Consider the following 12,409-nt stretch of genomic DNA (forward strand, 5'->3'; position numbering starts at 1 on the left):
ATGGGAAAAGCAATTGTCATCACCTCTGGTAAAGGTGGGGTTGGTAAGACGACCACCAGTGCCAATATCGGAACGGCGTTAGCCTTAATGGGCAAACGGGTGTGTCTGATGGATCTGGATATCGGTCTGCGAAACTTGGACGTGGTCTTAGGTCTCGATAACCGCATTATTTATGATATCGTTGACGTCGCTGAAGGTCGGGCTAAGCTCCCCCAAGCGTTGGTCAAGGACAAGCGGTTTGACGACAAGCTCTACCTATTACCAGCCGCTCAAAACACCGACAAGAGTGCCTTACAACCGGAACAAGTTAAGGAAATCGTCGATGAATTGAAACCAGAATACGACTATGTTCTGATCGACTGTCCAGCCGGAATTGAACAAGGCTTCATGAACGCCGTTGCTGGTGCCGATGCCGCTATTGTGGTGACGACGCCAGAAATTTCCGCCGTTCGGGATGCCGATCGGGTCGTTGGTCTGTTGGAACAACATCCACTGACCGAAGCCCCACGGCTGTTAATCAACCGGATTCGCCGGAACATGATGCAGGACGGGTCCATGATGGATATCGATGAGATTACCCATCATCTGGGTATCGAACTACTCGGGATCATCTTTGATGATGACGCCGTGATCACGACGTCTAACCAAGGGGAACCCATCGTCATGCAAACCGATAATCCCGCTTCTCAAGGGTACCGGAATGTTGCGCGGCGCCTTGAGGGTGAAACGGTGCCATTGATGAAGATTGAAGCCGAAGCCCCAACTGGGTTCTGGCACAAGGTCAGTGGCTGGTTCCATCGCGGGTAGCGTTGTAACCGACGGCTAAATTTTCAATAAAGCTTGACGGCGATTGAAAAAGATCGTAGTATGTTGTCAATGAATCAATAACGTTGAACAGAAGAGTAGGTCACCAAAGTCTCAACAGAAAGCCCGGTCGATGGAAACGGGTGTCCTTGGTTAACCGAAACACATCTGTGAGTTGGTCGTCTGAATCTAGTAGGACGACCCGGGGTAGCCCGTTATCGCTGGAGTTGCTAGCAACTCGCTGAGGTTAGACCAGTGATGGTTTAACAAACAGAGGTGGAACCACGATGTGATCGTCCTCTTAGGTCTACGGACCTAAGGGGACTTTTTTATTTTTGTGGCAGCGGGCAACTCCCTGAGTCGGTGTGGCGTGAGCCCATCGAGCACATGAGGTGGAACCGCGGTCGAACGCCCTCTTGAGAGTTGATCTCAAGAGGGCGTTTTTTAGTTGAAGAGAGGATGATTGCCATGAATTATGTGAGTCAAATTTTACCATCGTTAATTTCGGGAACCGGCACGACGCTGTCGATTTTCTTCTGGACGTTAATTATTTCTGTCCCATTAGGGATCTTAGTGGGGTTGGGGATGATTACCAATTTCAAACCCTTAACCTGGTTGATTGATGTCTACGTGTGGTTAATGCGAGGAACCCCACTGTTGTTGCAACTCATCTTCGTCTTCTACGGCCTTCCCATTATTGGCATCGTGTTCCAACGTTACGATGCGGCGCTGTTCGCCTTTATCTTAAATTACACGGCCTACTTCGCTGAAATCTTCCGGGGTGGCTTACAAGCTATTCCCGTAGGACAGTACGAAAGCGCGCGCGTCTTACGGCTGACAAATTGGCAGACCTTACGTAAGATCGTCATTCCCCAAGTGGTCAAAATCGTGCTCCCTTCAATTGGTAATGAGGTTATCAATTTGATTAAGGATTCTTCACTGGTCTACGTCATTGGTCTGGGTGACCTCCTGCGAGCCGGAAATGTGGCCATGGCCCGCGACGTCACACTCGTTCCAATGGTGTTGGTTGCCGTTATTTACTTGTTACTCACAGCGGTTTGCACAGTGGTCCTGAAGCGATTAGAGAAGCACTACAGCGCTTGGCGTTAGAGAAAGGGTGACAATCAATGCTAGAACTTAAAAACATTACGAAAAGATTTGCCGGTAAATTAATCTTGGATGGCGTGAACTTAACCGTTAACGATGGTCAGATCCTCACCATCGTCGGGCCTTCCGGTGCCGGTAAGACGACTCTGTTACGATGTATCAGTGGTCTGGAAGAAACCGATAGTGGGGACTTCTTCTTAGACGGCCAGCCCTTCAATCCCGTCACCAACCGCAATAACGACACGGTGATTGGCGTGGTCTTCCAAGACTTTCAACTGTTTCCTAATTTGACGGTGCTTCAAAACGTGACACTGGCCCCAACCATGGTGCTTAAGCAGAGCAAGGCCGAGGCCGAAGCCACTGCGCAACGGTTGTTGAAACAACTGAACCTGGATGGTAAGGCAGATCTGTATCCTTACGAATTATCCGGGGGCCAGAAACAACGGGTGGCCATTGTGCGGGCATTGGCCATGCGGCCTAAGCTCCTGTGCTACGACGAACCCACGTCGGCGTTGGATCCAGACCTACGTAAAGAAGTAGAAGAGATTATTTTAAAACTGAAGGCCGAGGGCATGACTCAGATTGTGGTCACCCACGATATCCCATTTGCGGAATCGATTGCCGATCAGATGTTACGGGTAGAAGCGAAGAGTTAGGAGTGAGTTACCATGAGAAGAAAATTCGGACGCTGGGCAGTGTTGCTCACGGTACTGCTGACTCTGGGCACGACGTTGGCCGGCTGCGGTCAGTCTGCTAAACAGGCCGATACGCGCGATACCTGGTCACGGATTCAACGGCGAAAAAAGGTGGTCATTGGCCTTGACGATAGCTTCGTACCGATGGGCTTTCGCCAAAAGAGTGGGAAGCTGGTCGGCTATGACATTGACCTCGCCCGGGCCGTATTCAAACAATACGGGATCAAGGTTGATTTTCAAACCATTGACTGGTCCATGAATGCCACGGAGTTGCGCAACGGCACGATTGATTTGATTTGGAACGGGTATTCAATCACACCGGAACGGGCGAAGAAAGTGGCCTTCTCGCGGACGTACTTGAACAATGACCAAGTATTGGTTACGTTAAAGAAGAGCGGCATTAGTAGCTTTGCCGGGATGCAGGGCAAGGTTCTAGGCGCGCAAAGTGGTTCCTCCGGCTACAATGATATTGAGGATTATCCCAAGGTCTTTAAGAACCGGATTAAGAATCACGCCGCTGTCCAGTATGATTCCTTTACCAACGCCTTCATCGACCTGAACGCCGGTCGGATTCAAGGCCTGCTCATCGACAGCACCTATGCCAACTACTACATTAAGCACCAACAGCATCCTGAAGACTTCAAGGTTACCGTGGGGAGCTTCCCTAAGGAACAATTTGCGGTGGGGATGCGTAAAGGGGACGTGACCCTTCGGAACAAAATTAACCGGGGGTTAGCCCGAACTGCTAAGGATGGTCAGCTAGCCAAGATTAATCAAAAGTGGTTTGGTGGAAACGTGGATACACCATTACTGAAAAAATAAATTGGTATTCTGAGGGTCCGGGACAGTCGTCTGGGGCCCTTTACCGTGTTTTCGGACTTATCAGCCGGCTATGACCGATCAAAACTCGGTGAAAATGAAAGTGGTTGCTTGTATTTACCGGTTAGTTCCCTTATCATTAAACACCGATTAGACTTTTGTCAGAGGAGGATTCTGCGCGTGCATTTTCGCATAAAAAATGGGGTAACTCTCGATTTGTTACCCACTAAACAATTCAAAACTGTCGGCATCAAAGTGGACTTTGTGGCGCCGCTTCAAGCGATGGCCATTACAGGCAGAGCCCTCTTAGCCCAGGTGCTCGAGACGAGCACGGAACAGTACCCAACACAAACGGCCTTGGCTCGTGAGTTGTCTCGTCTTTACGGGGCAACGTTTGGGATCAGTGTCCTAAAGCTTGGGACCAAGCATGTGATTCGCTTGACCTGCTCGGTGGTTGATGAGCAGTATCTGGCAAATTATGCAGATGATGCGCCTTTATTCGAGCGGGGGATGGACCTGTTAAAGCAGGTGTTATTCGCACCACTATTGCCAGGTGGCAACTTTGATCCGGCAACCTTTACGCAACAACGTCAGAACCTTTATACGGCCATCAAGTCACTGGATGACGACAAGCAGTACCTGGCCAATCGTCGTTTGCAGGAGCTACTCTTCACGGGTCAGCCAACCCAAGCGATGAATGCGTTGGGTGATCTGCACGTTTTGAGTGGGCTGTCAGCCACAGATATTTTAGGAACTTACCATGACATGTTGGCCAATGACGCGGTTCACGTGGCTGTGATTGGGGATGTGACGGCTGAACGCGTTCAGTCTGCCCTGGCGCAGTGGCCACTCGATGACCGGACGGAACCGACTAGTGATCCCTACTATCATTGGGATGCTCGGAAACAGGTTCAGGTCGGTGATGACCTGGCACCGGTCGTTCAAGCAAAATTAAATCTCGGGTATCAGTTACCCGTTTATCGTAACGATCCAGACTTTATGGCCGCGGTGGTCTTTAATGCGGCCTTTGGGGGTAGCCCCTTGTCGCTTCTCTTTACCAATGTGCGTGAGAAGGCCAGTCTGGCCTACTATGCTAGCAGCGGCTACAATCCCTTTAATGGGACGTTGACGGTGCAGGCCGGGATCCAAGCGGAGAATCAAAAACGTGTGGAAACGATTATTGGGGAACAGTTAGCTGCTATGCAACGGGGAGAGCTCCCTGCGACTCTGTTAGATGAAGTTAAGGCTAGTCTGTTGAATGCCCGTTTATCGGCACTCGACAGTCCCCAACGCCGGCTGACTGGGCTGCTCAACGTGCAATTGACGCACCTGAGTGAACCCCTGGCAACCTGGCAAGAAAAGCTCATGGCGATCACGGCTGACGATGTGGCTCGGGTCGCTAAACGCGTGACGCTTCAGGCCACGTACTGCTTACATGGAGGTGACCAAAGTGCTGAATAAGGAAAGTTACGACCGACTGGGTGAGAGTATCTATCAGACGACGCTGGCCAATGGCCTCCGGGTGATTTTGATGCCCAAGGCCGGTTTTCACAAGACCTTTGCCATCATGACGACCGACTACGGTGCCGTGGACAATGCTTTTGTTCCGAGAGATCAGACCGAACCCGTACGCTTGCCAGATGGGATTGCGCACTTCCTGGAACATAAATTATTTGAAAAAGAAGACCACGATGCCTTTGACCTATTTGGTCAGTATGGGGCCTCAGCCAATGCCTTTACCAGCTTTACCCAGACCAGCTACCTCTTTGCGACGACGAGCCATTTGAAAGAAAATCTTGATATTCTCATGGATTTCGTTCAACAGCCGTACTTTACGGCGGCGACGGTCAATAAGGAAAAGGGGATCATCGGCCAAGAAATTAAAATGTACGATGATGACCCCGGTTGGCAAAGCTACTTTGGCATGATTGGCAATCTGTATCCCAAGGAACCACTGCACATTGACATCGCCGGCACGGTGGACTCAATCGCTAAGATTACGGCGGACGATCTCTACACGGCCTACAACACGTTCTACCATCCTAGTAACATGAGTCTCGTGGTGGTAGGACAGTTGGACCCCGAAGAAACCCTGAGTTGGATTTCTGACAATCAGGATCACAAAACGTTTGGGCCAGCTAGTCCTATTCGGCGAGTGGCTAGCGAACAATCGACGCCAGCAGATATCCCGGCGACGCAGACGCGTCACCTGGCCGTGACTCGGCCCCGGGTTAACCTCGGGTTACGTGGCTTTGACACGGTACCAGCCGGCCGGGCAGGCTTAAAGTACAGTGCGGCCATTTCGCTGATGTTTGACCTGTTATTCAACGACAGTGGGGATAACTATCTACGTTTGTATGATGCAAACATTATTGACGATAGCTTTGGCTATGACTTCCAGGTTCAGCGGGGCGCACATTTTGCCCAGCTGACCGGTGATACCGACCAACCTGAACAATTTGCCCAGGAATTGACGGCTATTTTACAGGATGCACCGGCCCAATTAAAGGCTGCTGAACCGCAATTTGTATTAGTCAAACAAGAGGCAATCGGACGAATTGTGGGGGCCATGAACTCGGTGGAAGCTATTGCTAATCAATACGATGGGCCTCTCTTCTCCGGAGCCACCATTTTCGACGAGTTGGCCATTCTGGAAAACTTGACGTTCGCTGATCTGCAAGAAGCCTCTGAGGCTTTCTTGTCAGCCAGCCAACAGACGATTCATACCATCCTGCCTTAAGGGGAGGTTAAGAATCGTTTAAATCCAGATTTATCGGCCCTCTGGCTAAAAATGCGCCAGTGCCTATGCTATACTGCTAATAGAGAAATTTTGAACAGGTGGAGAGTTTATAATGAGTGAAAATAAAATAACTTTGGGGAAAACGTTGCGTGACGCTCGGATTGCTAAGGGCTTTACCTTAGACGATTTGCAGCAAACGACGAAGATTCAAAAACGCTACCTCATCGCAATTGAAGACCAAAACTTTGATGAATTACCAGGGGACTTTTACGTTCGGGCGTTCATCAAGCAGTACGCGGACATGGTGGATCTGGACGGTGGCGAACTGTTGAAGCAATTCGACAGTACCTTGCCAAGCACCCAGACCCAAGAATATGTCGATAAGGTTAACGAAAACAATCCGGAAACCCGCTCACAACAGCGTAAGGTGGACGACCGTTACGTCAAACTACGGCGGACGGTACCAGTGATTGGTATCGTGATCGTGGTGTTAGCGGTGCTCCTCGGGATCTGGATGGCGGCGGCCCACAGTGGTAGCTCAACTAAGAAAGATAACGTCGACAGCAGTTCCGTCAGCGTTTCAGGTAGCTCCGAGAAGAAGACCAGTAGCTCGGCTAAGAGCAAGTCGTCTTCCAAGAAAGCTTCCTCCAAGAAGGTGACGAAGACGCCTGTGTTTAAGCAATTGAGCACGACGACTTCTGGCTCTACTTGGCAGGTTAAGAACGTTTCCTCTAAGCCTAAGTTGAAGTTGTCCGCTTCATCGAGTGCTTGGATGTCCGTCAGTGTTGCTGGGTCGACGGTTTGGCAGGGAACCTTGTCTGCCTCAACGTCACACAGCATGCGAATTCCAAGTTCCGCAACCAGTGTGACCTTCAACTTTGGGAATGCGCCGGCAACCAAGGTTAAAGTTGATGGCGAAACGTTCCACTTCAACTCTGCAACCAGTACCAGTGCTGCTTCAAGTACGTCCGATTCAACATCAACGGACACAACGAGTTCCAGCACGACGACTTCGTCGCAGGTTCAAGCAGTTACCCTAGAATTTAAATAAAGTAGAAGCGGGTCGGTCCGTGGCGGCCGACACGCTTTTTTGATGACAAGTTTTGGTATTTGAAGGAGGAAATTTCTGTGAACGTTCCAAATCGTTTGACCATTATTCGGATTATCTTAATCCCCGTTTTCTTGCTGTTACTGGTACTCCCACTGGACTGGGGGACGGTAACCTGGTTAGGAACGGCGATTCCGGTCACCCAAATCTTGGGCGCCTTGGTATTTGCCGTGGCTTCCATTACGGATTTCTTGGACGGTCAAATCGCCCGGCGTCAGCACCTGGTCACTAATTTCGGTAAGTTTGCCGATCCTTTGGCTGACAAGATGATTGTTATGACGGCCTTCATTCTCTTAGTGTCGATGGGGAAGGTTCCAGCCTGGGGTGTCGCAATCATTGTCTGCCGGGAGTTAGCCGTGACCGGCCTGCGTCTGATTGTCGTGGAAACCGGTGGCCGGGTCTTGGCTGCCGCTTGGCCGGGTAAGATTAAGACGACCACCCAAATGGTTGGGATTATTCTCCTCTTGCTTAACAACATTGGCTTTGGGGCAATCAACGTGCCAATGGCCCTGATCTTCTTCTACATTTGCCTCTTCTTCACCATTTACTCTGGTATCGATTATTTTGTACAAAACAAGCAGGTCTTCGCGGAATCTTCCGCCGAATAGGCCCGGCGAGCCCCCGTGAGTCATTAACGGGGGTTCTTGTGTCTAAAAAGATGATTTGGCACGAATAAACACGGCCATTTTACGGAGTTAACTAAGTCAGCATCGGAGGGATAGTATGCAGGCAGAAATTATTGCAGTGGGTACAGAAATTTTATTGGGACAGGTTGTCGACACTAACTCGGCGTTTATCGCGCGGGGACTGGCTTCCGCCGGCATCGAGGTTTATTATCATTCACTAGTGGGTGATAATGCCGATCGGTTGACCGCCGTGGTCACGCAGGCCCGGTCGCGCAGTGACTTGGTTGTGATCAGTGGTGGGTTAGGCCCGACTAAAGACGATCTGACCAAGCAGACCGTGGCGCATCTTCTAGGGGTTAAATTAGTTGAGGACGAGACGGCGATGGCGAAAATCCACCAGTACTTCCTCACGACGGGGCAGAAATTGACCCCTAATAATCGCCTACAGGCACTTTACCCGGATGGTAGCCTCCCACTGAAGAACCGAACTGGAATGGCTGTGGGTGCCTTCTATCAAGCACCTACGGGGGCAGATGTGATGTTACTCCCTGGGCCACCGAGTGAATTGGAACCAATGTTTCGTGAGGAAGCCTTGCCGGTCTTGAAGCACGCCTATCAACGAGAAGAATATTTGGTCTCAAAGGTTCTTCGCTTCTTTGGCATCGGGGAGTCTCAATTGGTCACGACCTTGGGTGACCTGATTGCCCAGCAAACCAATCCGACAATTGCGCCGTATGCCAAGGTAAATGAGGTGACGCTGCGATTGACGGCGACGGCTAGCAGTGAAGCCGCGGCGGGCGACCTGATCGATGGTCTAGTGACCTTGATTCGGCAGCGTGTCGGAGACTATCTCTATGGTTATGGCGATGATAACAGCTTGGCCAATGTGGTGGTTCACGGGTTGATCGACCGCAAGCTGACCATTACGGCGGCCGAGAGCCTGACTGCGGGTGAATTTCAGAGCGCGTTGGGCGATATCGCCGGCGTCTCGGCGGTATTTCCGGGAGGCTTCGTGACCTATGCGAATGAAGCCAAGCATGCGCTTTTAGGTATCCCGAATGCGATTATTGATACTGAGGGTGTGGTCAGTGCGGCTACGGCGAAACGCATGGCTGAAGGGGCGCGGCAACGACTCGATACCGATCTGGCGTTGAGCTTCACCGGTGTCGCCGGACCGGATACCCTGGAAGGACAACCGGCCGGAACCGTTTGGTTGGGATTGGCCCAACGGGGACAAGATCCCCAAGCTAAGTTGGTTCATCTAACGGGTAATCGCGATAAGATTCGGGCCAGAACGGTTCTCTTAGGACTAGATTGGATTCGCCGAACACTTGGATTTTAGATTAGGGGAACTTTTGTTCTGTTTTTGCTTGCAATTTTAGATTGAAGCCGGTATAGTGTTACTAGAATATGAAGCACTCAAGGAGGATTCAAATGGCTGACGAACGACAAGCGGCGCTGGATAAAGCGCTGAAGAAAATTGAAAAAGACTTTGGTAAAGGGTCCATCATGCGGCTAGGGGACAATACGAACATGCAGGTGGAAACCGTGCCTTCTGGATCGTTAGCCCTGGACGTAGCATTAGGTGTCGGAGGCTATCCTCGTGGCCGAATCGTTGAAATTTATGGACCTGAATCTTCCGGTAAAACGACGGTGGCATTACACGCCGTTGCCGAGGTCCAAAAACGCGGGGGTACTGCGGCTTATATCGATGCTGAAAATGCCTTGGACCCTGCCTATGCAACGGCCCTAGGTGTTGATATCGACAGCTTGCTACTCTCACAACCAGATACTGGTGAACAAGGGTTGGAAATTGCCGATGCCCTGATTTCCAGTGGTGCCGTGGATATCGTGGTTGTTGACTCTGTCGCAGCCTTGGTGCCACGAGCCGAAATCGAAGGGGAAATGGGAGACGCTCACGTGGGTCTGCAAGCCCGGATGATGTCTCAAGCCCTGCGTAAGTTGTCTGGTTCCATTAACAAGACGAAGACGATTGCGCTCTTCATTAACCAAATTCGTGAAAAAGTTGGGGTTATGTTTGGTAACCCTGAAACTACGCCTGGTGGACGGGCCCTGAAGTTCTATGCCACGGTGCGTTTGGAAGTTCGGCGTGCTGAACAGATCAAGGACGGGACCGATGTTATTGGTAACCGGACGCGGATCAAGGTTGTGAAGAACAAGGTGGCTTCACCATTCAAACGGGCTGAAGTCGACATCATGTATGGCCAAGGGATCTCACAAACTGGTGAGCTCTTGGATATGGCGGTTGAGAAGGATATCGTGGATAAGAGCGGGTCTTGGTACTCTTATGGCGAAGACCGGATTGGTCAAGGACGTGAAAATGCCAAACAATACCTGGCTGACCATGCCGACATGATGGCCGAAATTAACACCCGGGTACGTAAGGCCTACGGTGTTAGCGTTGATGGTGACGAACCAGAGACACCGGCTAAAGACAAAGATCAAAAGGCCTCTAAGGACAGCAAGACGGCGTCCAAGAAAGGGTCACAACAAATTGAATTAACGCCCGGCAAGCCACAAGGCAAGTAGGGATTTAACCGTTCACGCTGGTGCAGAGACGCCAGCGTGATTTTTTGTGTTCCCAATCAAGGAGTTTAGTTGACAGCGTTCACGGCAACCATTAAAATTGAGGTTGTGTCAGTAATCATAACAACATCTTGAAAAGTCTGATTTTAAATTAGTCATTTTTGATGATGCGGAGGTGGAATCATGAGTGGAATCATGACTGTTCCAACTATAATCCTCGCAATCATCGCTATCGTTGTTGGTGTTGTGGGCGGGTATTATTATCGTAAATCTGTCCATGAACGCAAGCTAGATGCCGCTAAGTACACCGCAAAAGGTGTGTTAGCGGAAGCGCAGAAGCAAGCTGAGACGGCTACTAAAGAGGCCTTGTTAGAGGCCAAAGAAGACAGCCACAAGTATCGGGCGGAAGTCGAAACAGAGCTGAAAGAACGTCGTGCCGAAGTTCAGAAGCAAGAGGACCGTTTGATTCAACGAGAAGAGTCACTGGACCGGAAAGATAACTCTCTGGAAAAGCGTGAGAACTCCTTGAATCGCCGAGACAAAAAGCTCAGTGCTGAAGAACAAAATTTAGCTAAGAAACAGCAACAGGCAGACTCACTGATTGAAAAACGACAGGCAGCGGTTGAAACCGTTGCGGCGTTATCCCAGGAAGATGCACGTGACCTGATCATCTCAGAGGCAAAGACCTCTCTGGCCGGGGAACGGGCAAAAATGATTCAAGAAAGCGAAGAGACGGCTCGTAAGACGGCCCAGGCTAATGCAAAGGACCTGATTGTCTCTGCCATTCAACGGAGTGCCGCTGATATGGTAACAGAAACGACGATTACCGTTGTGACGTTGCCTAATGACGACATGAAGGGCCGAATTATCGGTCGTGAAGGACGGAACATTCGGACTCTGGAAACATTGACCGGGATTGATTTAATTATCGATGATACGCCGGAAGCAGTCGTCTTGAGTGGCTTTGACCCCTTACGGCGAGAAGTTGCCAAGATTGCATTGGAGAAATTGATTCAAGACGGGCGGATTCATCCAGCTCGGATTGAGGAAATGGTGGCAAAAGCCAAGAAAGAACTGGACGAACGTGTCCGGGAGATTGGTGAGCAAACGACCTTTGATCTTGGGATTCACTCGATGCATCCCGAATTGGTCAAGGCTGTTGGCCGCTTGAATTTCCGAATTTCTCATGGGCAGAATGCTTTGGCCCATTCAGTCGAGGTTGCCAAGATCACTGGGGTATTGGCTGCTGAATTAGGTGAGGATGTCACGTTAGCAAAACGTGCAGGATTATTACATGATATTGGCCGTGCTGCGGAACACGAGGATGACAATTCGTACATCACGACAGGGATGGAACTGGCGAAGAAATATCGTGAGAGTTCCGTCGTTGTGAATGCCATTGCCGCTCAAGCAGATGGAACGGCTTCGCAATCTGTGATTGCGGAACTGGTAGGGACTGCCGACATTATCTCGGCTACCCGTCCAGGCGCACGCTCAGATACATTAGAGAGCTACATTCACCGCTTAGACAAGCTGGAAACCATCGCCAATGCATTTGACGGTGTGGATCATAGCTTTGCCATTCAAGCGGGACGTGAAGTTCGCGTCATCGTGCGGCCAGAGAAGATTTCCGATACGGATGCCGTTGTCTTGGCACGAGACATCAAGAAGCAAATTGAAGGCGACCTGGATTATCCAGGTCACGTCAAAGTTTCCGTCATCCGGGAAGTCCGGTCAGTTGAATATGCGAAATAAGTCAGAGAAGCTAGGCCAATTGTGGTCCTAGCTTTTTTACGTCATTAGGGGTTAATCCATGGTAAAATAGACCGTATGCAATTGACAGAATTGAATGAAGCGGCTTGAGTCGTGCTTGGCTATGCCAGCTAAGCGATTCGAACCGATTGAATAGACTGAAAAAATGATTGGGTAAGACCGATCAACGAGGGCCCATTAGGGGTCACAG

The 12,409-nt window shown here is 50.4% G+C and carries 11 protein-coding genes and 1 other annotated feature; all 11 genes read left to right on the forward strand.

Going from position 1 to position 12,409, the window contains the following annotated elements; genetic code table 11:
• The 11 genes from minD to rny all read left to right on the forward strand — a co-directional run bounded on the left by minD (position 1) and on the right by rny (position 12,201).
• Positions 1-807 carry a septum site-determining protein MinD gene (gene minD / locus OCU14_RS05425; RefSeq protein WP_261810139.1) on the forward strand — a complete coding sequence of 269 codons (807 nt, stop codon included), beginning with the start codon at positions 1-3 and terminating at the stop codon, positions 805-807.
• Positions 808-881: 74 nt separating this feature from the next.
• Positions 882-1,108, forward strand: a binding site (T-box leader).
• A gap of 164 nt (positions 1,109-1,272) precedes the next feature.
• Positions 1,273-1,914 carry an amino acid ABC transporter permease gene (locus tag OCU14_RS05430; protein ID WP_125545901.1) on the forward strand — a complete coding sequence of 214 codons (642 nt, stop codon included), beginning with the start codon at positions 1,273-1,275 and terminating at the stop codon, positions 1,912-1,914.
• A gap of 17 nt (positions 1,915-1,931) precedes the next feature.
• A complete protein-coding gene (locus OCU14_RS05435) occupies positions 1,932-2,567 on the forward strand; it encodes an amino acid ABC transporter ATP-binding protein (RefSeq protein WP_057878068.1) in 636 nt (211 codons plus the stop codon).
• A 12-nt stretch (positions 2,568-2,579) separates the two neighbouring features.
• Positions 2,580-3,428 (forward strand): amino acid ABC transporter substrate-binding protein, encoded by an 849-nt coding sequence (locus OCU14_RS05440; protein ID WP_261810140.1) that lies wholly within the window; start codon positions 2,580-2,582, stop codon positions 3,426-3,428.
• Between the two features lie 177 nt (positions 3,429-3,605).
• Complete coding sequence (yfmF, locus tag OCU14_RS05445) at positions 3,606-4,886, forward strand: EF-P 5-aminopentanol modification-associated protein YfmF (protein WP_261810141.1); 1,281 nt, start codon at positions 3,606-3,608, stop codon at positions 4,884-4,886.
• Positions 4,879-6,165, forward strand: a complete 1,287-nt coding sequence (gene yfmH, locus OCU14_RS05450) for an EF-P 5-aminopentanol modification-associated protein YfmH (RefSeq protein ID WP_261810161.1) — start codon at positions 4,879-4,881, stop codon at positions 6,163-6,165. The genes yfmF and yfmH overlap by 8 nt, the downstream gene beginning before the upstream one ends.
• Positions 6,166-6,277: 112 nt before the next feature.
• On the forward strand, positions 6,278-7,216 hold the full coding sequence (locus OCU14_RS05455) for a helix-turn-helix domain-containing protein (RefSeq protein ID WP_261810142.1): 939 nt from the start codon (positions 6,278-6,280) through the stop codon (positions 7,214-7,216).
• A 77-nt stretch (positions 7,217-7,293) separates the two neighbouring features.
• Entirely contained in the window at positions 7,294-7,881 is a 588-nt protein-coding gene (gene pgsA / locus OCU14_RS05460; RefSeq protein ID WP_057878064.1) for a CDP-diacylglycerol--glycerol-3-phosphate 3-phosphatidyltransferase, read from the forward strand.
• 115 nt (positions 7,882-7,996) lie between these two features.
• Entirely contained in the window at positions 7,997-9,241 is a 1,245-nt protein-coding gene (locus OCU14_RS05465; protein ID WP_261810143.1) for a competence/damage-inducible protein A, read from the forward strand.
• Between the two features lie 92 nt (positions 9,242-9,333).
• Positions 9,334-10,449, forward strand: a complete 1,116-nt coding sequence (gene recA / locus OCU14_RS05470) for a recombinase RecA (protein WP_261810144.1) — start codon at positions 9,334-9,336, stop codon at positions 10,447-10,449.
• Positions 10,450-10,641: 192 nt separating this feature from the next.
• Entirely contained in the window at positions 10,642-12,201 is a 1,560-nt protein-coding gene (gene rny, locus OCU14_RS05475) for a ribonuclease Y (RefSeq protein ID WP_057878086.1), read from the forward strand.
• The last annotated feature ends 208 nt before the right edge of the window (positions 12,202-12,409 follow it).

It is taken from the genome of Levilactobacillus humaensis (genome assembly GCF_024345185.1).
Classification (GTDB): Bacteria; Bacillota; Bacilli; order Lactobacillales; family Lactobacillaceae; genus Levilactobacillus; species Levilactobacillus humaensis.

Coding starts and splice junctions, on each gene's coding strand:
- OCU14_RS05465 (WP_261810143.1), top strand. CDS start 7,997: ATGCAGGCAGAAATTATTGCAGTGGGTACAGAAATTTTATTGGGACAG.
- OCU14_RS05435 (WP_057878068.1), top strand. CDS start 1,932: ATGCTAGAACTTAAAAACATTACGAAAAGATTTGCCGGTAAATTAATC.
- rny (WP_057878086.1), top strand. CDS start 10,642: ATGACTGTTCCAACTATAATCCTCGCAATCATCGCTATCGTTGTTGGT.
- OCU14_RS05430 (WP_125545901.1), top strand. CDS start 1,273: ATGAATTATGTGAGTCAAATTTTACCATCGTTAATTTCGGGAACCGGC.
- OCU14_RS05455 (WP_261810142.1), top strand. CDS start 6,278: ATGAGTGAAAATAAAATAACTTTGGGGAAAACGTTGCGTGACGCTCGG.
- minD (WP_261810139.1), top strand. CDS start 1: ATGGGAAAAGCAATTGTCATCACCTCTGGTAAAGGTGGGGTTGGTAAG.
- OCU14_RS05440 (WP_261810140.1), top strand. CDS start 2,580: ATGAGAAGAAAATTCGGACGCTGGGCAGTGTTGCTCACGGTACTGCTG.
- recA (WP_261810144.1), top strand. CDS start 9,334: ATGGCTGACGAACGACAAGCGGCGCTGGATAAAGCGCTGAAGAAAATT.